20 protein-coding genes are annotated in these 21079 nt (G+C 72.7%); 8 read left to right on the top strand and 12 right to left on the bottom strand.

Annotated features, from left to right (window positions below; genetic code table 11):
- Positions 1 to 13 precede the first annotated feature (13 nt).
- From ruvB to JQN84_RS26895, 7 genes are all read right to left on the bottom strand, one after another.
- Entirely contained in the window at positions 14 to 1078 is a 1065-nt protein-coding gene (gene ruvB, locus JQN84_RS26925; RefSeq protein ID WP_204961353.1) for a Holliday junction branch migration DNA helicase RuvB, read from the bottom strand.
- Positions 1079 to 1112: 34 nt separating this feature from the next.
- Positions 1113 to 1715: a Holliday junction branch migration protein RuvA gene (gene ruvA / locus JQN84_RS26920; RefSeq protein ID WP_204961352.1), complete on the bottom strand. Its 603-nt coding sequence runs from the start codon at positions 1713 to 1715 to the stop codon at positions 1113 to 1115.
- Positions 1712 to 2239: a crossover junction endodeoxyribonuclease RuvC gene (gene ruvC, locus JQN84_RS26915; protein WP_204961351.1), complete on the bottom strand. Its 528-nt coding sequence runs from the start codon at positions 2237 to 2239 to the stop codon at positions 1712 to 1714. The genes ruvA and ruvC overlap by 4 nt, the downstream gene beginning before the upstream one ends.
- A 97-nt stretch (positions 2240 to 2336) precedes the next feature.
- On the bottom strand, positions 2337 to 2945 hold the full coding sequence (locus tag JQN84_RS26910) for a TetR/AcrR family transcriptional regulator (protein WP_204961350.1): 609 nt from the start codon (positions 2943 to 2945) through the stop codon (positions 2337 to 2339).
- A gap of 11 nt (positions 2946 to 2956) precedes the next feature.
- The gene (locus JQN84_RS26905) at positions 2957 to 4522 is read right to left on the bottom strand and encodes an MFS transporter (RefSeq protein WP_204961349.1); all 1566 of its coding nucleotides are present in this window, start codon (positions 4520 to 4522) and stop codon (positions 2957 to 2959) included.
- Positions 4523 to 4657: 135 nt separating this feature from the next.
- Positions 4658 to 5281, bottom strand: coding sequence for a transcriptional regulator (locus tag JQN84_RS26900; protein WP_307821448.1), 624 nt, complete (start codon positions 5279 to 5281; stop codon positions 4658 to 4660).
- A 91-nt stretch (positions 5282 to 5372) separates the two neighbouring features.
- Positions 5373 to 6410 carry an aminotransferase class V-fold PLP-dependent enzyme gene (locus JQN84_RS26895; RefSeq protein WP_204961348.1) on the bottom strand — a complete coding sequence of 346 codons (1038 nt, stop codon included), beginning with the start codon at positions 6408 to 6410 and terminating at the stop codon, positions 5373 to 5375.
- A 141-nt stretch (positions 6411 to 6551) separates the two neighbouring features.
- On the opposite strand from JQN84_RS26895, the gene JQN84_RS26890 reads away from it, so the two are divergent.
- Positions 6552 to 7412: an SPFH domain-containing protein gene (locus JQN84_RS26890; protein WP_204961347.1), complete on the top strand. Its 861-nt coding sequence runs from the start codon at positions 6552 to 6554 to the stop codon at positions 7410 to 7412.
- Between the two features lie 37 nt (positions 7413 to 7449).
- Here the strand turns inward: JQN84_RS26890 and dnaE are convergent, their stop codons facing one another.
- Entirely contained in the window at positions 7450 to 10980 is a 3531-nt protein-coding gene (dnaE, locus tag JQN84_RS26885; RefSeq protein ID WP_204961346.1) for a DNA polymerase III subunit alpha, read from the bottom strand.
- Between the two features lie 256 nt (positions 10981 to 11236).
- On the opposite strand from dnaE, the gene JQN84_RS26880 reads away from it, so the two are divergent.
- Both JQN84_RS26880 and JQN84_RS26875 read left to right on the top strand, forming a co-directional pair.
- On the top strand, positions 11237 to 11839 hold the full coding sequence (locus JQN84_RS26880; protein ID WP_204961345.1) for a hypothetical protein: 603 nt from the start codon (positions 11237 to 11239) through the stop codon (positions 11837 to 11839).
- A 4-nt stretch (positions 11840 to 11843) separates the two neighbouring features.
- Complete coding sequence (locus tag JQN84_RS26875) at positions 11844 to 12893, top strand: hypothetical protein (RefSeq protein WP_204961344.1); 1050 nt, start codon at positions 11844 to 11846, stop codon at positions 12891 to 12893.
- A 51-nt stretch (positions 12894 to 12944) separates the two neighbouring features.
- Here the strand turns inward: JQN84_RS26875 and JQN84_RS26870 are convergent, their stop codons facing one another.
- Both JQN84_RS26870 and JQN84_RS26865 read right to left on the bottom strand, forming a co-directional pair.
- Positions 12945 to 14525, bottom strand: coding sequence for an MDR family MFS transporter (locus tag JQN84_RS26870; protein WP_239486213.1), 1581 nt, complete (start codon positions 14523 to 14525; stop codon positions 12945 to 12947).
- Between the two features lie 10 nt (positions 14526 to 14535).
- On the bottom strand, positions 14536 to 15189 hold the full coding sequence (locus JQN84_RS26865) for an acyl-CoA-like ligand-binding transcription factor (RefSeq protein WP_204961343.1): 654 nt from the start codon (positions 15187 to 15189) through the stop codon (positions 14536 to 14538).
- Positions 15190 to 15338: 149 nt separating this feature from the next.
- Between JQN84_RS26865 and JQN84_RS26860 the strand changes: the two genes are divergently transcribed.
- Both JQN84_RS26860 and JQN84_RS31705 read left to right on the top strand, forming a co-directional pair.
- Positions 15339 to 15878 (top strand): RNA polymerase sigma factor, encoded by a 540-nt coding sequence (locus JQN84_RS26860; protein ID WP_204961342.1) that lies wholly within the window; start codon positions 15339 to 15341, stop codon positions 15876 to 15878.
- Positions 15871 to 16401: a hypothetical protein gene (locus JQN84_RS31705; protein WP_307821447.1), complete on the top strand. Its 531-nt coding sequence runs from the start codon at positions 15871 to 15873 to the stop codon at positions 16399 to 16401. Before JQN84_RS26860 ends, JQN84_RS31705 begins: the two co-directional genes overlap by 8 nt.
- On the opposite strand, the gene JQN84_RS26850 is transcribed toward JQN84_RS31705, so the two are convergent.
- Entirely contained in the window at positions 16398 to 17759 is a 1362-nt protein-coding gene (locus JQN84_RS26850) for a serine/threonine-protein kinase (protein ID WP_204961341.1), read from the bottom strand. The genes JQN84_RS31705 and JQN84_RS26850 overlap by 4 nt on opposite strands.
- Before the next feature lie 136 nt (positions 17760 to 17895).
- Between JQN84_RS26850 and JQN84_RS26845 the strand changes: the two genes are divergently transcribed.
- The 3 genes from JQN84_RS26845 (at position 17896) to JQN84_RS26835 (ending at position 19932) form a co-directional block, all read left to right on the top strand.
- A complete protein-coding gene (locus JQN84_RS26845) occupies positions 17896 to 18510 on the top strand; it encodes a hypothetical protein (protein ID WP_204961340.1) in 615 nt (204 codons plus the stop codon).
- A 118-nt stretch (positions 18511 to 18628) separates the two neighbouring features.
- Positions 18629 to 18970, top strand: coding sequence for a PadR family transcriptional regulator (locus JQN84_RS26840; protein WP_204961339.1), 342 nt, complete (start codon positions 18629 to 18631; stop codon positions 18968 to 18970).
- Positions 18967 to 19932: a permease prefix domain 1-containing protein gene (locus JQN84_RS26835; protein ID WP_204961338.1), complete on the top strand. Its 966-nt coding sequence runs from the start codon at positions 18967 to 18969 to the stop codon at positions 19930 to 19932. Before JQN84_RS26840 ends, JQN84_RS26835 begins: the two co-directional genes overlap by 4 nt.
- Before the next feature lie 120 nt (positions 19933 to 20052).
- Here the strand turns inward: JQN84_RS26835 and JQN84_RS26830 are convergent, their stop codons facing one another.
- Positions 20053 to 20805, bottom strand: a complete 753-nt coding sequence (locus tag JQN84_RS26830) for a YebC/PmpR family DNA-binding transcriptional regulator (RefSeq protein ID WP_204961337.1) — start codon at positions 20803 to 20805, stop codon at positions 20053 to 20055.
- Between the last annotated feature and the right edge of the window lie 274 nt (positions 20806 to 21079).

Here is a 21079-nt window from a genome sequence, read left to right as displayed (position 1 = left end):
GATCACGTTCAGATCACGGTGGATCGGGCGCGTTCGAGAAGAGATCGGGCACGGCGGGGGCTTCAACGCCAAATGTACCATTTGGCGGGGTGCGGCCGAGGTGTCGCCAGGCGGCCTCGGTCGCCACCCGTCCCCGGGGGGTCCGGGCCAGCAGTCCGGCGCGGACCAGGAACGGCTCGCAGACCTCCTCCACCGTGTCCGGCTGCTCCCCCACCGCCACCGCCAGGGTGGACAGGCCCACCGGGCCACCCCGGAACGAGTCGACCAGCGCGGTCAGCACCGCCCGGTCCAGCCGGTCCAGGCCGAGGGCGTCCACGTCGTAGACGGTCAGGGCGGCGCGGGCGGTCTCCAGGGTGACCACGCCGTCGGCCCGGACCTCGGCGTAGTCGCGCACCCGGCGCAGCAGCCGGTTGGCGATCCTGGGCGTGCCCCGGGACCGGCCGGCGACCTCCACCGCCCCCTCCGGGGTGATCGGCACGCCCAGGATCCGCGCCGAGCGGTGCAGCAGCGCCTCGAGGTCGGCCGGGGAGTAGAAGTCGAGGTGCGCGACGAAGCCGAACCGGTCCCGCATCGGGCCGGTCAGCAGACCGGACCGGGTGGTCGCGCCGACCAGGGTGAACGGCTCCACGTCGAGCGGGATCGCGGTGGCCCCCGGCCCCTTGCCGACGATCACGTCGACCCGGAAGTCCTCCATCGCGCTGTAGAGCAGCTCCTCCGCCGGCTTGGCGATCCGGTGGATCTCGTCGATGAACAGCACGTCGCCCTCGGCGAGGCTGGTCAGGATGGCGGCCAGGTCACCGGAGCGCTCGATCACCGGCCCGCTGGTCACCCGGATACCGGAACCCAGCTCGGCCGCCACGATATTGGCCAACGTCGTTTTACCGAGACCGGGAGGCCCCGACAGAAGGATGTGGTCGGGTGGGGCGCCGCGCCGCATCGCGCCCTGCAACAGCAGGTCGAGCTGGTCGCGGACCCGGTGCTGGGCGATGAACTCGTCGAGCCGCTTCGGCCGGACGCTGACCTCGGCGTCCCGCTCCGCGTCGTCCGCGTACGCCGAGACCAGGCCGTCACCGCTCATGCCGACCACCCCGGCCGCGACCGTGCCACGCCGGTCACCGGGTCCGGCCGAGCAGTCGGATGGCCTGCTTGAGCAGGACCGGCACCGGCGGGGTGGGCCCCTCCACGGTCTCCGCCACGGCGGCCACCGCCTGATCGGCCTGCCCGGCCGTCCAGCCCAGCCCGACCAGTGCCTGACGGACCTGGTCCGGCCACGCCCCGGCGGTCACCCCGGCCGCGCCGTCGGCACCGACCGGCACCGGGCCGATCCGGTCGCGCAGCTCCAGGACCAGCCGCTCGGCACCCTTCTTGCCGATCCCCGGGACCCGGGTCAGGGCGGCGGTGTCGGCGTTGGCGATGGCCTTGCGGACCGCGTCCGGGGTGTGCACGGCCAGCACCGCCTGGGCCAGCCGCGGGCCGACCCCGCTGGCCGTCTGGAGCAGCTCGAACAGCTGCTTGGCGTCGTCGTCGGCGAAGCCGTAGAGGGTGAGCGAGTCCTCCCGGACCACCAGGCTGGTGGCGAGCCGGGCCGGCTGGCCGACCCGCAGCTCGGCCAGGGTGCCCGGGGCGCACTGCACCGCCAGACCGATCCCCCCGACCTCCACCACCGCGTGGTCCGGACCGGTCGCGGTCACCGTGCCGCGCACGCTGGCGATCATCGCGCTCCTCCTCGTCGTGCCCGGTCGGCGGCCTCGGCCAGCTTGGACCGGGTGCCGCCCCGCCACACGTGGCAGATGGCCAGGGCCAGGGCGTCGGCCGCGTCGGCCGGCTTGGGCGGCTCGGCCAGCCGCAGCAGCCGGGTGACCATGGCGGTCATCTGCTTCTTGTCGGCCTGGCCGGAGCCGGTCACCGCCGCCTTGACCTCGCTCGGCGTGTAGGTCTGCACCGGCAGCCCGGCCCGCGCCCCGGCCAGCACGGCGATCCCGCTGGCCTGGGCGGTGCCCATCACGGTGCGGACGTTGTGCTGGCTGAACACCCGCTCCACGGCGACCGCGTCGGGCCGGTGCTCGGCCACCAGGTCGGTCAGCGACCGGTCCAGGTGCAGCAGGCGCAGCGACAGGTCGTCGGCGGGGTCGGTGTAGACGACGTAGTAGGCGACCAGCGTGCAGGGGCGGCCCGGCACGCCCTCGACCACGCCGACCCCGCACCGGGTCAGCCCCGGGTCGACGCCCAGCACACGCACGCCGTCTCCTCCAGGCCCCTCGACAGTACGGGTGTTCGACACCCTACTGGTCCGCCCCGACACGCCGGTGGGCGGACACGCCGCCCGGCGGTGGGGCTCAGCGGGCCCGCAGCCCGTCGAGCACGCCGTCGACGACCTTCTCGGGGAGCAGCCGGTCGTCCAGCTCCGGGTGCCAGCGCATCAGCCGCTGGACCAGCATCGGGCCGGTGAGCAGCGCCATCGCCACCTCGATGTCGAGATCGGCGCGCAGCTCGCCTGCGGCCACGCCCCGGCGGAGCACCTCCCGCATGATCTTCCGCCGCGGCTCGATGATGTTCTGGTAGAGCTGGAAGTGGTCCGGGCTACGGTTCACCTCGGGCACCAGGCACGGCATGATCCGCTCGGCCCGGGGGTCGATGTTGTGCCCGACGGCCCCGACCAGCAGCACCAGGTCGTCGCGGACGGAGTGCCCGGCCGGCTGGGCGACCACCCCCTTGAGCCGGCGCAGCGCGTCCAGCAGCAGGGCGTCCTTGCCGGGCCAGCGGCGGTAGATGGTGGCCTTGCCCACCCCGGCGCGGGTGGCGATCGCCTCGATCGACAGCGTCTCGATGGTGCTGCCCTCGGCGAGCAGGTCCAGGGTGGCCTCGATGATGGCCTCGTCCGCGCGGATGCTCCGCGGTCGCCCGGGCGACCGCGGAGCATCGGCGGTGGGGTTCATGGCAGACATTGTTCCCGGACCTACGTGGTCGCGGCCAGTTCCCGCTCCGCCACCGGCGTCGCGTCGGCGGCCGTGGCGGCGCGGCCCGGCATCCAGCGCAGCACGATGATGATGCCGAGGGCCGCCACCACCGCGGAGATCGCCGCCGCCCAGTGCATGGCCGAGACGAAGGCGTCGTTGGCCGCCGCGATCAGCTTCGGGGCCGCCGGGCCGAGCTGGGCCGCCGCCGCGTACGCCCCGGAGACCGACTCGGTGGCCGCCTCCCGGGCCGGCGCGGGCAGGGCGTCGGTGGCCGTGGCGATGTCCTGGCGGTAGACCGCGGAGAGCACCGAGCCGAGCACCGCGACGCCCAACGCACCGGCGACCTGGCGGACGGTGTTGCTCACCGCCGAGCCGACGCCGGCCTTCTCCCGGGGCAGCGCCGACATGATCGACTCGGTGGCCGGCGGCATGATGTTCGCCATCCCGACGCCCTGGAGGAAGAAGGCCACCAGCACCACCCAGATCGGCGTGCTGGCGTCGATGAAGGCGAACGCGGCAAGCGCCACGGCGGTCAGCACGAGTCCCACCGTGGCCACCGCCCGGCCCCCGTACCGGCGCACCATGGCGGCGCTGCGCGGCGCGAAGACCAGCTGCGCCCCGGCGAACGGCAGGAAGAGCAGGCCGGTCTCCAGCGGGCTGTAGCCCCGGACGAGCTGCATGTAGAACGAGCTGAAGAACATCACGCCCATGGCGGCGAAGAAGACCAGGCCGACGATCGCCACCGGGGCGGCGAACCGGGGCACCCGGAACAGCCGTACGTCCAGCGAGGGGTGGTCGCTGCGCCGTTCGTGCGCGACGAACCAGGCCAGCACCGCCACTCCGCCCAGGATCGCGGCCCAGACGGTGGGCCGGCCGAAGCCGTGCTCGCCGCCGTCGATGATGCCGTAGGTCAGCGCGACCAGCCCGACGACCGAGAGCAGCACGCCGAGGATGTCGACCCGGCCCGGCCTGGGGTCCCGCGACTCGGGCACCAGCAGGGCGACCAGCAGCACGCCGACCACCACCACCGGCACGTTGATCAGGAAGACCGAGCCCCACCAGAAGTGCTCCAGCAGCGCGCCGCCCAGGATCGGGCCGATCGCCACCGCCAGGCCGACCGCGCCGGCCCAGACGCCGATGGCACGGCCGCGTTCCCGGGGGTCGAAGACGTTGGAGATGATCGACAGGGTGACCGGCATGATCGCCGCGCCGCCGATGCCCATCACGGCGCGGGCCGCGACGAGCTGGCCGGGGCTCTGCGCGTACGCCGAGAGCAGGGACGACAGGCCGAACAGGACCAGGCCGATGAGCAGGAACCGGCGTCGGCCGGCCCGGTCGCCGAGGACGCCGAAGGTGAACAGCAGTCCGGCGAAGACCAGGGTGTAGGAGTTGATCGCCCATTCCAGCTCGCCCTGGCTGGCCCCGAGGCCGTGCACCGGGTCGGCCAGGGTGCGCAGGGCGACGTTGAGGATGGTGTTGTCGAGGACGACGACGAGCAGGCTGACCACCAGCACGCCGAGGATCGCCCATCGTCTCGGATGTCCGGTGTTCTCGTGCGGTTGCATATGCTCCGGTGCTCCCCCCGGTTGCACCCGTCCCCCAGATACGGAACGGGTCAGACTCGTAACGACACTCACCTTACGAGCCGCATGTTTCGATACGACACCGGTTCGTATCGGTTGTGGTACGGGTCACCCCGCTCAGGCCGGGAGGGCGCAGGCGGCCAGGGCGGCGGCGAAGCTGGTCAGCCGGGTCGCCGGGGGCGCGAGGGGCTCGATCCAGCCCGGCCCGGCGGCGAACACCCGTACCCCCGGGAAGTCACGGCCGAACCGGACCAGGCGGTACGCGCGGCCGGTGACAGGGGTCTGCGACCAGACCACCACGACCCGCGGGCGGGCCCGCAGCACGGCGGAGCCCAGCGCCACCCACGGCAGCGCCGGCCCCAGGTGCAGGCAGCCCCGCCCCTGCTCGCGCAGCGCGGCGGCCACCGCGTGCAGGCCCAGGCAGTGCGCCTCGTTCTCGGCCCCGGCGAGCAGCACCCCGTCGGTGCGCAACCGCCGGCCGGGAACCCGTCGGTGCACGTCCAACCCGATCCGGATGCCCTCGGACAGGGCGTGCTCGACGGCGATCCCGGCGGCGTCGCGCCCGCGCAGCCCGGCCAGCAGCGGCACGCACACCGCCTCCCACACCGCCGCCACCCCGGCATCGGCGGCGTACTCCAGCACCAGCGCGGCGACCAGGTTCGCGTCGAGGTCCTCGGCGGCGGCCGAGAACCGCTTGTGGGCCGTCTCGACGGCCTCGACCGGCATCGGATCCGACAACACTAGACGCACCCCCCGGGTAGGACACCGTTACCAGGGGATTCGCCCGGACGGGGCGGTTCGGATGCGCCGCCGGGGGAAAAACTGTGACGGCTCAGCCGGTGAGCGCCTCCAGCGCCAGGTCCACGTCCGCCTCGGTGGTGGAGAGGTGGAACGCGACCCGGACCCGCCCGGCGCGCACCGCCGCCCGGACCCCGGCACGGGCCAGCCGCTGCCGTGCGTCGGGCACCTCCACGGTGACGATCGCGCTGTGCCCCGGCGGCCGGCCCAGCCCGGCCCGGAACCGGTTGGCCAAGGCCACGTCGTACGCCCCGATCGTCGCCGGGCCGAGCGTCGCGACCAGTTCCAGCGCCGGGGCGGTGCCCACCCAGCTGAACCAGGCCGGGGAGCTGTCGAACCGGCGGGCGTCGTCGGCCAGCCGCAGCGGCGGACCGTAGTAGGTGGACAGCGGGTCCTTGCCCGCGAACCAGCCGGCCGCGTCCGGACGCATCCGCTCGCGCAGCTCCGGGGCCAGGTAGGCCAGCGCCGAGCCGCGCGGCGACACCAGCCACTTGTACGTCCCGACCGCGACCGCGTCGGCCAGCGCCGCGTCGAACGGCAGCCACCCGCACGCCTGGGTGGCGTCCACCACCACCAGCGCGCCGTGCGCGCGGGCCGCGGCCACGATCCCGGCGTACGGGGCGACGGCCCCGTCGGCCGACTGCACCAGGCTGAACGCGACCAGGTCGGTGTCGGCGTCGATCGCGTCGCACAGGCCGGCCAGCGGCACGGTGCGCACCTGCACCCCGCGTTCCTCCTGCACCAGCCAGGGGAAGAGGTTGGCGGTGAACTCGACCTCGGGGACGACCACGGTGGCCCCGGCGGGCAGGGCGGCGGCGATCGGCCCGAGCAGCTGCGACACGCTGCCACCGACCGCGACGTCGGTCACCGGCACCCCGACCAGGCCGGCGAACGCCGCCCGGGACCGCCCGGTCGCCTCCTCCCACACCTCATGGGAGGTACGCCCCACCCGCCAGTCGGCCAACGCCTCCTGCACCGCCGTCCAGACCGGCTCGGGCGGCAGCCCGTAACTGGCGGTGTTCAACCAGCCGGGTTCCGGCTGCCACAGCTCGCGTGCCTGCGCCAACTCCATGCGTCGAGGCTAGTGACACCCCCGCGCGCCCGGTCAGCACCAATCCGCCGGTGGTGGCCCGCACCCGACCGGCCCCGGTTTGACCTGCTGGCCTAGGTTGGTGATCCACACAGCGACGCTCCCTCGGAAGGGTGATGCTCCGTGCCCGTCGGCTTCACGTTCGCCGTCATCCTCGCCATCGGGGCGCTGGTCGCCGGAGCGGTCCGGCTCCTCGCCCGGTACCCGGCGGTCAAGCGCACCAGCACGCTGGTCGCGTTCGGCTGCCTGGCCGGCGCGCTGCTGTTCGGGATCGGCGCCAGCGCGCACTCCGTGCCGATCCGCTCGGTCGGCATCGTCACCAGCTTCAACAAGCCTACCGGCGAGGTCACCGGCTCCGGGCTCAAGTGGGTCGCCCCCTGGCAGAAGGTCGGCGAGTGGGACGCCGGCCGGCAGAAGTACGACCACATCGGCGGCGACAAGTGCGTCCGGGTCCGCACCGGGACCCTCGCCGACGCCTGCGTCGAGGTGCTGGTCGAGTGGCAGGTCAAGCCGGAGAACGCGCCGAAGCAGTTCATGGACTACAAGGGCGACTTCGAGAGCTTCCGGGGCCAGCGGGTGGGGGTGCAGCTCGACAGCGCGGTCAACGACGCCTTCGCCACGTACAACCCGCTGGAGAAGATCGACGCCCGGACGGGGAACCTGAACGTCGACCTGAAGCCGTTCGCCGAGAACATTCGGGGCAACGCCGAGGGCCGGCTCTCCGGCGACGTCGACATCCTGTCCGTCACCATCACCCGGGTCAACCACGACGACAAGACCGAGGGCAACATCAAGGCATTCCAGGACAAGCTCGCCCAGACCCGCAACCTCGAACAGGACCGCAAGAACGCCGAGATCCAGAAGCAGATCACCGAGACCAACGCCAAAGTCGACAAGGTGTCCCGCTGCCTGGAGATCGCCGAGAAGAACGGCTCCACCCCCGGGCTGTGCATCAACCCGGGGATCGTCACCGGCGGCAAGTGACCGGTGCGCCGGGCGGTGGTGACCACCGCCCGGCGGGTCAGCTGACGTTGGCCGGGCCGAGGACGCTCTTGAGGTCACCCATCAGCGCGGTGGTGGCGGCCACCCGGAACGGGCCGAGCCGCAGGGTGGTCACCTTGCCGCCGTTGAGCAGCTTGACGTGCACCTCGGTGTCGCCCGGGTGCAGCACCAGGGTCTCCTTGAGCCGTTCCACCAGCGGCGGGGTGCAGCGGTGCACCGGGATGGTCAGCGTCACCGGCTTGCTGCCGGGGGTGCTGCTGACGTCCGGCATGGACATGTCCATCGCCATGATCCGGGGGGTGTCGTCGCGCCGGTCCACCCGGCCCTTGACCACCACGATCGCGTCCTCGGCGATGTACTGGCCGATCACCTCGTAGGTGTTCGGGAAGAACAGCGTCTCCACCCCGCCGGCCAGGTCCTCCAGCGCCGCCGACGCCCAGGCCCGGCCCTGCTTGGTGACCCGGCGCTGGACGCCGGAGAGGATCCCGGCCAGGGTGACCACCGCGCCGTCGGGCACGGTGCCCTCCTCCGACAGCGCGGCGATGGTGGTGTCGGCCGCCGCGCCGAGGACGTGTTCCAGGCCGAACAGCGGGTGGTCGGAGACGTAGAGGCCGAGCATCTCGCGTTCGAAGGCGAGCTTGTCCCGCTTGTCCCATTCCGCGTCGCCGATGGTCGGCATCACGGTGGTGCTGCCGGTGTCGGCGTCACCGAAGCCGGCCCCGAACAGGTCGTACTGGCCGACGGCCTCCTTGCGCTTGACGTCGGCGAAGGCGTCGATGGCGTCGGCGTGCACGGCGAGCAGGCCCTTGCGGGTGTGCCCCAGCGAGTCGAACGCACCCGCCTTGATCAGGGATTCGATGGTCTTCTTGTTGCAGACCACCGCGTCGACCTTGGACAGGAAGTCGTAGAAGTCGGCGTACTCGCCCTTCTCGTCGCGGCACCGCATGATCGCCGCGACCACGTTCGCCCCGACGTTGCGCACCGCGGCCAGGCCGAACCGGATGTCCTTGCCGACCGGGGTGAACGGGCCGGCGGAGGTGTTCACGTCCGGCGGCAGCACCTGGATGCGCATCCGGCGGCACTCCGACAGGTAGAGCGCCATCTTGTCCTTGTCGTCACCGACGGAGGTCAGCAGCGCCGCCATGTACTCGGCCGGGTAGTGCGCCTTGAGGTACGCCGTCCAGTACGACACCAGGCCGTACGCCGCCGAGTGCGCCTTGTTGAAGGCGTACCCGGCGAACGGGACCAGGACGTCCCACACGGCCTGGATGGCCTCGTCGGAGTAGCCGCGCTCGCGGCAGCCGTCCCGGAACGGGATGAACTCCTTGTCGAGGATCTCCTTCTTCTTCTTGCCCATCGCCCGGCGCAGCAGGTCGGCCTGGCCTAGGGTGTAGCCGGCGAGGATCTGCGCGGCGCGCTGCACCTGCTCCTGGTAGACGATCAGGCCGTGGGTGGGCGCCAGGATCTCCCGCAGCGGCTCCTCCAGCTCCGGGTGGATCGGGGTGATCTCCTGGAGGCCGTTCTTGCGCAGCGCGTAGTTGGTGTGCGAGTCGACGCCCATCGGGCCGGGCCGGTAGAGCGCCAGCACGGCCGAGATGTCCTCGAAGTTGTCCGGCTTCATCAGCCGCAGCAGCGAGCGCATCGGCCCGCCGTCGAGCTGGAACACCCCGAGGGTGTCGCCCCGGGCGAGCAGGTCGTAGGCGGGCTTGTCGTCCAGCGGCAGGCCCAGCAGGTCGAGTTCCCGACCGTGGTTGAGCTGGATGTTCTTGACCGCGTCGTCGATGATCGTCAGGTTGCGCAGGCCGAGGAAGTCCATCTTCAACAGCCCGAGCGACTCGCAGGTCGGGTAGTCGAACTGGGTGATGATCACCCCGTCGGCGTCCCGGCGCATCAGCGGGATGTGGTCGATGATCGGCTCGGCGGACATGATCACGCCGGCGGCGTGCACACCGGTCTGCCGGATCAGCCCCTCGATGCCCTTGGCGGTGTCGATCACCTTGCGGACGTCCGGGTCGGTCTCGTAGAGGCCCCGGATCTCGCCGGCCTCGGCGTACCGGGGGTGCTTCGGGTCGAAGATGCCGGTGAGCGGGATGTCCTTGCCCATCACCGCCGGGGGCATCGCCTTGGTGATCCGGTCACCGACCGCGTACGGGAAGCCGAGGACCCGGGCCGAGTCCTTGATCGCGGCCTTCGCCTTGATCGTGCCGAAGGTGGCGATCTGCGCGACCTTGTCCTCGCCCCACTTGTCGGTCACGTACTTGATCACCTCGCCGCGCCGACGCTCGTCGAAGTCGATGTCGACGTCCGGCATCGAGACCCGCTCGGGGTTGAGGAACCGTTCGAAGATCAGGCCGTGCGGGATCGGGTCCAGGTCGGTGATGCCCAGCGCGTACGCCACCAGCGAACCGGCCGCCGAGCCACGCCCCGGGCCGACCGCGATGCCCTGGTTCTTGGCCCACTGGATGAAGTCGGCGACCACCAGGAAGTACGACGGGAAACCCATCTGGTTGATCACGCCCAGCTCGTACTCGGCCTGCACCACGTGGCCCTCGGGGATCCCCCCCGGGTACCGGCGGGCCAGCCCCTTGAAGGTCTCCTTGCGGAACCAGGACTCCTCGGTCTCCCCCTCGGGCACCGGGAAGCGCGGCATCAGGTTGTGGAACTCGAACATCCCGCTCGGGTCGACCTTCTCGGCCACCAACAGGGTGTTGCGGCAGCCCTGCTGCCAGAACTCCGAGGAGTCGACCGCGCGCATCTGGTCGGCGGACTTGACGAAGTAGCCGCCGCCGTCGAACCGGAACCGGTTGGGGTCCGCGACGTTGCTGCCGGTCTGTACGCAGAGCAGCACGTCGTGCGCCTCGGCCTGCGCCTCGTGGGTGTAGTGCGAGTCGTTGGTGACCACCGGCGGGATGTCCAGCTTGCGGGCGATGGTGATCAGATCGTCGCGGACCCGCTGCTCGATCGACAGCCCGTGGTCCATGATCTCCAGGAAGTAGTTCTCCTTGCCGAAGATGTCCTGGTAGGCGGCGGCGACCTTGAGCGCCTCGTCGAACTGGCCGAGCCGCAGCCGGGTCTGCACCGCGCCGGACGGGCAGCCGGTGGTGGCCATGATGCCCTCGGCGTGCTCGGCGATCAGCTCCATGTCCATCCGGGGCCACTTGACGTAGTGCCCCTCCATGGACGCCCGGGAGTTGAGGGTGAACAGGTTCTTCAGGCCCTGCGCGTTGCGCGCCCACATGGTCTTGTGGGTGATCGCGCCGTTACCGGAGATGTCGTCGCTCTTCTGCTCCGGCCGGCCCCACTTGACCCGGGCCTTGTGGTAGCGCGACTCCGGCGCGACGTACGCCTCGACGCCGAGGATCGGGGTGACGCCGGCCGCCATGGCCTGCTTGTAGAAGTCGTTCGCGCCGTGCATGTTGCCGTGGTCGGTGATCGCCACCGCCGGCATCCCCAGCCGGTTGGCCTCGGCGAAGAGGTCCTTCAACCGGGCCGCCCCGTCGAGCATCGAGTACTCGGTGTGCACGTGCAGATGCGCGAACGAATCGCTCATACGTGAGCCCCCGGGAAAGGTCGATCAAGGCGGAACAGGCACGACCGGCCCACCCTACCGGGCCACCCCAGGCCGACTCGGCAACGGCGTGGGGTGTCGGCCGGGCATCCCCGACGGTCACCGGCCGCACCCCCGCGGCGACGGCAGCGGAACGAGCACCCGGCTCGCATTCTTCCCAAATAACCGTATAAAGGACAAAAAGGTCGAACGGTTCCTAGTCTGGAGTCGGCAATTCGCCATGACCAAAGGAGACGACATGAGACGAGGACTCGCATCCGCCGCCGTGGTGGGGGCGGCGGCGCTGGCAGCCGGGATACTGACGGCGACACCGGCGTACGCGGGCACCTGTGTGGCCAGCGACCCGTGCGACACGACTGTCACCTTCGACGTCACCGCCGGGGCCCTGCAGATCACCGTCCCCGACACCGTCGACCTGGCCAACGACGGCACCCCCGGGGGCTTCGCGTACGGCCAGCTCGGCGCGATCACCGTTGACGACCTGCGGGCCAGCGCGACCCCGAGCTGGGTCGCCACGGTCAGCAGCACCGCCTTCATCACCGGCGCCGGCACCGACCCGGGCACCAGCATCCCGGCCAGCGACGTCTACTACTGCTCGGGCGACGCCACCGCCACCACCGGCAGCGGCACCTTCGTCCCCGGCCAGGCGAGCCCCTGCGACCCGCCGCCGCCGGCCGACGGCACGGCCCTGGACACGCCGGCCACCGCGTTCAGCCACACCGTGCTCCCCGCCGACACCGGCAACAACTCGGCGACCTGGAACCCGCTGCTCACCGTCGCCGTTCCGCTCTCCGCCATCGCCGGGCAGTTCACCGGCACGATCACCCACTCGGTCGCCTGATCCGATGACCCCGGCGACACAGTTGCGGTGGCGCGCACCCCTGGTGCCGTTCATCGTTGCGCTGTTCCTCGCCGCCACCGGTGTCCCCGTCGCAGCGGAGGGCGACGGGGACACCGGGGGTGACCAGCGGGGAAAACCTTCGGGCAGCATCGGCATCCAACTGCTGGAGGCGTCGGCCGACCGGCGCGACGACCCACGCGCCCGGGTGTACATCGTGGACCACATGACGCCGGGATCCGGGATGGTCCGACGCCTGGCGGTGACCAACGACTCCCCCGGTCCCCAGAAGATCACCATGTCGGTCGGTGCGGCGGAGATCCGGGACAACCAGTTCGTGGCGGCGTCCGACCCGAACGGCAACGAACTGCCCGAGTGGGTCCACCTCGACCAGCCCAGCTTCGTCGCCCCGCCGTACAGCACCACCACGCTCCGGGTGACGGTGGAGATCCCGCCCTCGGCCCCGCGTGGCGAACGGTACGGCGCGATCTGGGCCTCGGTCGCCTCGACCACACCCGATCCCGGCCGGGGCACCGTACAGAAGATCAACCGGGCGGGCATCCGGATCTACCTCGACGTCGGGCCCGGCGGTGAACCACCGTCGGACTTCGAGATCGACGATCTGGTGCCGGGGCGTACCGACAAGGGGTTGCCGGTCGTCCGGGCGACGGTCCGCAACACCGGGGAGCGCGCCCTGGACCTCTCCGGCAAGCTGTGGCTCTCCGACGGGCCGGGCGGGCTGTCCGCCGGCCCCTTCGGCGTCACCGTCGGCACCACCGTCCCGCCCGGCGGCACCGCGCACGCCGAGGTCCTGCTGGGTCGGCAGCTTCCCGACGGACCCTGGCGGGCCCGGCTACGGCTGGAGAGCGGCCGACTGCACCGGGAACTCACCGGCGAGATCACCTTCCCCCGCGACCACGGGGCCTGGGGGCTGCCCGCCACGCTGTCGGACCGGCTGCCGTGGATCGTCGCGCTCGCCGGCCTGCTGACCCTCGCGGCGGGGGTGCTGCTGGTCGTGACGGTGCGCCGGGTCCGCTCCCGGGTCGTCGCCGCGTGAGACCCGGCCCAGACCCGGCGGGCCGGCCCCGGCCGCGCCGCCGTCGACCGGTCAGTGCATCGCGGTCAGGGCCGCCGCCTCCTGCTCGGCACGCTCGTCGCCACTGACCTCGTGCAGCGGCTTCTCCCTGATGAACAGGACCGCGACCAGGGCGAGCAGGGCGATCGGGGCACCGATGAGGAACAGCTCCGAGGTGGCGGTGGCGTACGCGTCCCGCACGATCGCCAGGACCGGGGCGGGCAGCGCGGACAGGTCGGGCACCTCGGTGGTGCCGCCGCCGGTGACGCCGGCCGCCGGGCCGAGCTGCTCGGTCATCAGGCCGGTGACCCGGTTGGCCAGCACCGCGCCCAGGGCGCTGACCCCGATCGCGCCACCCATGCTGCGGAAGAAGGTCAGCACCGAGGTGGCCGCGCCGAGTTCGTGGGCGGGCACGTCGTTCTGGGCGGCGAGGACCAGGTTCTGCATCAGCATGCCCACGCCGGTGCCGAGCACCGCCATGTAGAGCGACAGCAGCGGCACACCGGTGTCGGCGTCGATGGTGCTCAGCAGCAGCATCCCGACGGTCATCACGGCCGCGCCGACCACCAGGTAGACCTTCCACCGGCCGAACCGGGTGATGAGCTGACCGGCGACGGTGGAGGAGACCAGCAGGCCGAGGATCATCGGCAGGCTCATCAGGCCGGCGACGGTCGGCGACTTGCCCAGCGACGTCTGGAAGTACTGCGACAGGAACACCGTGCCGCCGAAGAGGGCCACCCCGACCAGCACACTGGCGACCGTGGTCAGCGTGACGGTACGGCTGCGGAAGATGTGCAGCGGGATGATCGGTTCGGGCACTCTCGACTCGACCCACACCGCCAGGGCCAGCAGCACCAGCCCACCGACGACCATCAGCGCGGTCCAGCCCGAGGCCCAGGCGAACCGGTGCCCGGCCAGCGACGACCAGACCAGCAGGGTGGACACGCCCGCGGTGATCAGCAGCGCCCCCCACCAGTCGATGCGGGCCTTGCGGCGGACCACCGGCAGGTGCAGGGTGCGTTGCAGCAGGACGATCGACAGCAGGCTGAACGGCACGCCGATCAGGAAGCACCAGCGCCAGCCGAGCCAGGAGGTGTCGACCAGGACACCGCCGATCAGCGGGCCGGCGATCGTGCCGACGCCGAACACCGCGCCGAAGATGCCGGCGTACCGGCCCAGCTCCCGGGGCGGGATCATGGCCGCCATCACGATCAGCGCCAGGGCGGTCATCCCGCCCGCGCCGACGCCCTGCACGATCCGGCTGGCCAGCAGGGTCTCCACGTTGCGGGCGAGCCCGGCGATCAGCGAGCCGAGCACGAACAGGCCGAGGGAGAGCTGGATGAGCAGCTTCTTGCTGTAGAGGTCGGCCATCTTGCCCCACAGCGGCACGGTGGCGGTCATCGCCAGCAGCTCGGTGGTGACGATCCAGGTGTAGACGGTCTGGCTGCCGTCGAGTTCGGCGATGATGCGGGGCAGCGCGTTCGCCACCACCGTCGAGGCGAGGATCGCCACGAACATGCCCACCATCAGGCCGGAGAGCGCCTGGAGGACCTCCCGGCGGGACATCCGGCCGGTGCCCGCCTCGGGCGGGGTCGACGCGGCAGTTGCGGTCATGGACGTCTCCTTACCGGGTTCGATGCACGCCCGGCGCGGTCGCGCCGGGCTGGTCGGGGGTACGGGGGTCGGGCAGCCCGGCGGCGACGGCGGCGAACGCCTCGTCGAGCAGGTCGGCCAGGGAACGGGACCCGCCGCCGGTGGCCCAGCGGACCATCGCGGTGCGCAGCGCGGCCCCGGTGACCGCCACCACGAGGGCGGGATAGCCGTCGTCCGGGTCGTGGCCGGTCCGCGCCGCGAGCGCCTCGACCATGGCCTGCTCGGTCTCCGCGTTGCCGGAGACCAGCCGGGCCAGCAGCATCGGGTGCTGCATCACCACCTGCATCCGCAGCAGCCACAGCGCGGCGTCGCCCTCCACGTCGTCGATCACGCCGGCCAGGGCCGACCGGATCGCCGCCAGCGCCGGCACCTGCGCCGGTACGGCGGCCAGCGCCCGCAGCACCCGTTCCCGGTCGCCCGCCGTGTCGCCGACCAGCGCGTCGTCCTTGGTGGCGAAGTAGTTGAAGAAGGTCCGGGCGGAGACGTCCGCCGCCTCGGCGATCTCCTCGACGGTGACCTGGTCCAGCCCCCGCTCGGCGACCAGTCGCAGCGCGGCGGCGGCCAGCGCGGCGCGGGTCTGCCGCTTCTTGCGGTCCCGCCGTCCGAGTCCCTCGTCCCTGGTCACGCGGGGAGCCTACGTACAAAATTGCAGGGCCTGCAAACTTGCGCAGTGTGACATGTAACTCGACCAGGGCCACGTCGGTCCGGGGTGGCCCGGCCGGTCCCGGCGGCCTAGCCTCGACGGCACCACACCACGGCGCTCGGGGGACGGTCATGCTCCTCGCGGACGACATCGACGACCTGGCCCGGGCCGCCGCCCGGGGCGAGCCGGGGGCGCTGGACGCGCTGCTGACGGCGGTCCGCCCCGAGGTGCTGCGGCTGTGCGGCCGGCTGCTGCCGCACCGGGAGGACGCCGAGGAGGCCTGCCAGGACGCGCTGCTGGCGGTGGCCCGGGGCATCGGGCGCTTCGAGGGCCGCTCGTCGTTCCACACCTGGCTGTACCGGCTCACCGCCAACCGGGCCCGGTCGACGTACCGGACGCTGCGCCGACGCTGGCAGGTCGAGGCCGGCGGGGTGCCGCTGCCCGACCCACCCGACCCGCGACGCACCAGTGTGGTCGCCGGCACCCGCCTCGACCTGCTCGACGCGCTGGACGCGGTACGCCCCGAGGCGGCCGAGGCGCTGACCCTGCGCGACCTGCTCGGCCTGTCGTACCGCGAGATCGCCACCCTGCTCGACCTGCCGGAGGGCACCGTGAAGTCCCGCGTCCACCAGGCCCGCCGCCAGGTCCGGGAGCGGCTGACCGGTGGCTGAACGGACCGGGCGGTGGCTGGCCGCCGTACTGGTGCTCGTACCGGTGACGGGCTGCGCGGCCCCGGTCGCCCCGCTCCCGGTCCGGCCCCCGACGGCCACCCCGGCCACCACGACGGACGCCCCGGCGACCGGCGCGGCCCCGACCCGGTCCGACCCGGCCCCCGGCACCGTGGCCGCGACGCCGTCGCGGCCCGCGCCGCCACCGTCCACCCCCGGCCGGACCCCGCGCACCCGGCCCCCGTCGGCCAGCCCCCGGCCGAGCGCCTGCCTGGGCCCGGTCCGCTACGACCTGGTGCTCGCCGACACCGAGTTGGCGCTGGTGACGTCGCTGTGCCTGGGCGTCGGCGGGGTGCTCCGGCTCCAGGGGATCGGCCCCGGCGAGGTCACCGTGGACCAGGAGGACCTGGTCGACCAGAACTACGAGGCCGGCGTGGTCGACCTCCGCTTCCTGCGCGCCGGCACCGTCGTGGTGACCATCCCGTACGAAGGGACGACGTACCTGGTCACGGTGGTGGTCGTCTAGACCGGTCGGACCCGCACCCCGGCCAACAGCGCGTCGACGACCTCCGGCCCGCTGCCCGGCGGCGGGACGACCTGCACGTAGAGCAGCCCCGACCGGCCCGCCCGGCTGGCCGCCTCGACCAGCACCGGCCGCCCCTGCGGGCAGGCGAACCGGGCGACCACCCAGACCGTCGCGTCCCGGCGCAACCGCCGTACCGGGGCGGCCACACAGTCGGCGTGCGGACGCTGCGCGACGAAGTCCGCCGGGGTGGACCGCCGGCCCAGGGTCGCGGAGAGGCCGACGAAGGCCCCCGGCACGGCCGGATCGGTCGCCCACCGGCCCGGGTCGGGCGAGACGACGAGCGCCGGTTCGAGCCGCCCCCGGGCGTCGTACCGGCCGGCCCAGCCTGTCCCGGCGGCCCGCCAGCCGGCCGGCAGGAGCACGCTCACCGGCCCGCTGCGCCCCCACCGGCCGTCGGCCACGGGCCGGGCGGCATCACCGGCGCTGGCACCCACCGCGACCAGGATCAGGGCACCGACCCCGGCCAGGCCCAGCCGGCGCGCCACCCGGCGACCGGCAGCCGGCCCCGCCCGGCCGGCCGGGGTGGCGGGGTCGTCGGGTGCGTCGGCGGCCCGGCGCAGCGCCGCCCGGAAGGCGTCCGCGTCGGGGTAGCGGTCGGCGGGACGGGGCGCGGTGGCCCGGCGCAGCACCGCCACCACCGGCGCGGGCACCCCGGCCAGGTGCGGCCGGGGGCCGGGGCCGCCGAGCAACCGCAGGCCGAGCCGACCCAACCCGAACACGTCGCTGCGGGTGTCCACCACGGCCAGCGGATCGTCCTGTTCGGGCGCCATGTAGCCGGGCGTACCGGCGCGGGCGGTCAACCCGGAGGCGGCGGCCAGCGCCTTGGCCAGCCCGAGGTCGGCGATGACCACCCGTTCCCCGTCGGCGGTCGAGGTGAACAGCACGTTGCCCGGGGTGAGGTCGCGGTGCACCACCCGCTCCCGGTGCAGCACGGCGACCCCGGCGGCGATCTCGTCGAGCAGCGCCAGGGCCAGCGGCACCGGTGGGGTCCCGGCGGCCAGCCGGTCCCGCAGGCTTCCGCCGTCGGCCAGGGCCAGCACCGCGTACGGCCGACCGTCGGGCAGTTCGCCGACCGCGTGCACCCGGACCAGCCGGGGGTGGTCGAGCCGCCGCAGCAGCCGGGCCTCCTCCCGGAAGCGTTCGCGGACCCGCAGGTCGTGGCTCCAGTTCTCGGCCAGCACCTTGATCGCCACCCGGGAGTCGAGAGCGGGATCGTGACCGAGCCAGACGGTCGCGAAGGAACCGGCACCGAGCAGCCGTCGCACCCGGTAGGGCCCGATCCACGCCGGAGTGCCCATCGTCCCAACCACACCGCACGGTAACCGGCGGCGGCGGATGCCGGCGTCCGCCGGGACCGGTCGGAAAGCCGACGAACGGATTCCGGCCGGGCGGGGACCAACAGAACGACAGACCCGTACCCGTGAAGGAGTTGTCATGCGTCATCTCCGCACCATTCTGCTCACCGGCGCGCTGGCCCTGGCCGTCGTCGCGCCTGCCGCTCCGGCCGGGGCGCATCCCGGCGTCCGGTCGGGGTCCATCGTGGACGACCTGTCGGGCGTCGCCACCGACCGGCGGCCGGGCGGCCCGCCGGGGCGCTCCACCGCCGGCACCGACCTGCTCGACGTGCGGGGGGCCGGCACGTTCCGGATCGGCGCGTCGCTGGACCGGCTCACCGCGGCCGGCCTGATCGACTGGACGGTCGTCGAGTGCGACGGGGTGGTCCAGGCCGGCGTAACCGGCGAGTGGGCCGGGGTGATCCTGGTGGCCTTCCGCAACGGGCGGCTGGTCGAGGTGGGTACCGCCACCGCTCCGCCCCGCTCGCCGGCCGGTGCGTCCGTGGGCATGTCCTTCGCCGAGGTGGCGCGGATCTACGGCCGGCGGGGCGCGTTCATCCGCAACGACGCCGGGGACGCCACGGCGTACCTGGTGCGGTTCGGCAGCCGGGTCGAGCTGTTCACCGGGCACCCGATCAGGCCGGGCGTGGGCTACTTCCAGGTCGGCAGGGCCGACCACGTCGAGCGGAACTTCCGGCAGGGCCGTTCCTGCTGACCAGCCGCGGCAGGGGGCCGGGGCGGCGGGGGATCCCGTCACCCCGGCCCGCATAGTGCCGCCCCCACATTGCTGTGGAGATGGACATTAGTGTGTGCCACACAGTATGGTGTGAGACATGGTCAACGAGGAGGTTCTGCGGACCCATCTCCAGGAGCTGCGCCGCGGCACGGTGGTGGTGGCCAGCCTGCTGGCCCTGCGCGCCCCCGACTACGGCTACGCGCTGCTGCAACGCCTCGCCGGGCACGGCTTCCCGGTCGACGCCAACACCCTCTACCCGCTGCTGCGGCGGCTGGAGGAACAGGGGCTGCTGACCAGCGAGTGGAACACCGAGGAGAGCCGGCCGCGCAAGTTCTACCGGACCAGCGCCGACGGCGAGACGGTGCTGGCCCGACTGCTCGACGACCTCGCCGCCGTGCAGACCTCCGTGACCGGGCTGATCGAAGGAGTCGACCGATGAGCACCCTGACCGACCGCTACCTCGCGGCCACCCTGCGGGCGGTGCCGGCCCCACGGCGGGAGGAGATCGCCACCGAGCTGCGGGCCGCCATCGCGGACATGGTCGACGACCGGACCAGCGGTGGGCAGGACCCGGCCACCGCCGAACGCGACGTGCTCACCGAACTGGGCCACCCCGAGCGGCTGGCCGCCCGCTACGCCGACCGCCGGCTCCAACTCATCGGCCCGGCCTACTACCTGGTCTGGCAACGGCTGCTGCGCCGGCTGCTGACCGTCATCCCCGGCGTGGTCGGCGTCGTCGTCGGCGTGGCGCAGGCGACCGTCGGCGACAACCCCGGCGGGGCCATCGGGTCGGGCATCACCGCGGCCTTCCAGACCGCGGTCCAGATCGCCTTCTGGGTGACCCTGAGCTTCGCGATCCTGGAACGCACCAACGCCTCCCTCGATCTGCCCGAGTGGAACGTCGACCAGCTACCCGAGGCACCGGCGGAGCGCGACATCAGGCTCCCCGACACCTGCGCCTCGGTGGCGATGACCCTGCTCACCCTGGCCTTCCTGCCCTGGCAGCACTTCCGGTCCTGGGCCCGGGACACCGACGGCACGCGCATCCCCCTGCTCGACCCGGCGCTGTGGACGTCCTGGCTGCCGGTGCTCGCCGGCCTACTGGTGGCCGCCATGGCACTGGAACTGGTCAAGTACCGCACCGGCCGCTGGACCCGACCGCTCGTCGTGGCCAACGCCCTGCTCGACCTGGCCTTCGCCGTACCGATGATCTGGCTGCTGCTCGGCGACCGGCTGCTCAACCCGGACCTGGTCGCCCGGTTCAGCTGGCTGCGCGACGGCGACGGCCTCGGCCTCACGTCCCGGGTCACGGTCGTGGTCATCGTGGCGGTCACGGTATGGGACATCGCCGACAGCACGCTGAAGGCCCGTCGGTCGGCCGCCGTCCGCGCCGACGCCTGAGCCCCGGTCCCGGTCCGACGCACACGGGGACGCCGGACCGGGACCGGCACCACGAACGGCGGGCCGGCCAGCGGGGAACACGCCCCCGTCGGCCGGCCCGCAGGCGTTCCGGTCCCGCCGTCAGGCGTCCACCGCCGCCATCACGTCGTCCGAGACGTCGAAGTTCGCGTACACGTTCTGCACGTCGTCGCAGTCCTCCAGCACGTCGATCAGCTTGAAGATCTTGCGGGCGCCGTCCTCGTCCAGCGGCACGTTGACGCTGGGGATCAGCGAGGACTCGGCCGACTCGTACTCGATCCCGGACTCCTGCAGGGCGGTGCGGACCGCGATCAGGTCGGTCGGCTCGGAGACCACCTCGTACGCCTCACCGAGGTCGTTGACCTCCTCGGCCCCGGCGTCGAGGACCGCCATCATCACGTCGTCCTCGGTGGTGTCGGCCTTGGGCACGATCACCACGCCCTTGCGGGAGAACATGTACGACACCGAGCCGGCGTCGGCGAGCGAACCGCCGTTGCGGGTCAGCGCGGTACGCACCTCCGTGGCGGCCCGGTTGCGGTTGTCGGTCAGGCACTCGATCAGCATGGCCACGCCGTTCGGGCCGTACCCCTCGTACATGATGGTCTGCCAGTCGGCGCCGCCGGCCTCCAGGCCGGAGCCGCGCTTGACCGCGCGGTCGATGTTGTCGTTCGGCACCGAGCTCTTCTTGGCCTTCTGGATGGCGTCGAAGAGGGTCGGGTTGCCGGCCGGGTCACCGCCGCCGGTGCGCGCCGCGACCTCGACGTTCTTGATCAGCTTGGCGAACATCTTGCCGCGCTTGGCGTCGATGACGGCCTTCTTGTGCTTGGTGGTCGCCCACTTGGAGTGGCCGGACATCTCATACCTCCGTCTGTTGACTCACGCCCCGCGTCGACTGGCCGCGCCGACTCCAGACCAGGACCGGCCGCGCTGGAGGGCTGCGACGGGCAGTGCCCGCGCCGAACCGCGGCAATCCTACCGAGAGCACCGACCCGGCCGTCACACCCGGCGCGTCACCACCACCGACCCGCCGGAAAATCGTCACGAATGACCCGGTTCATCGCGGTGGGCCGGCCCGCCTCACGGGCGGACCGGCCCAGCCGTGAGGCGGACCGGCCCAGCCGCCGGGGGC

The organism is Micromonospora humidisoli (assembly GCF_016900955.1).
GTDB lineage: Bacteria > Actinomycetota > Actinomycetes > Mycobacteriales > Micromonosporaceae > Micromonospora > Micromonospora wenchangensis.
The sequence above is the reverse complement of the archived record's forward strand: the minus strand, read 5'-3'. Positions and strand labels throughout refer to the sequence as shown.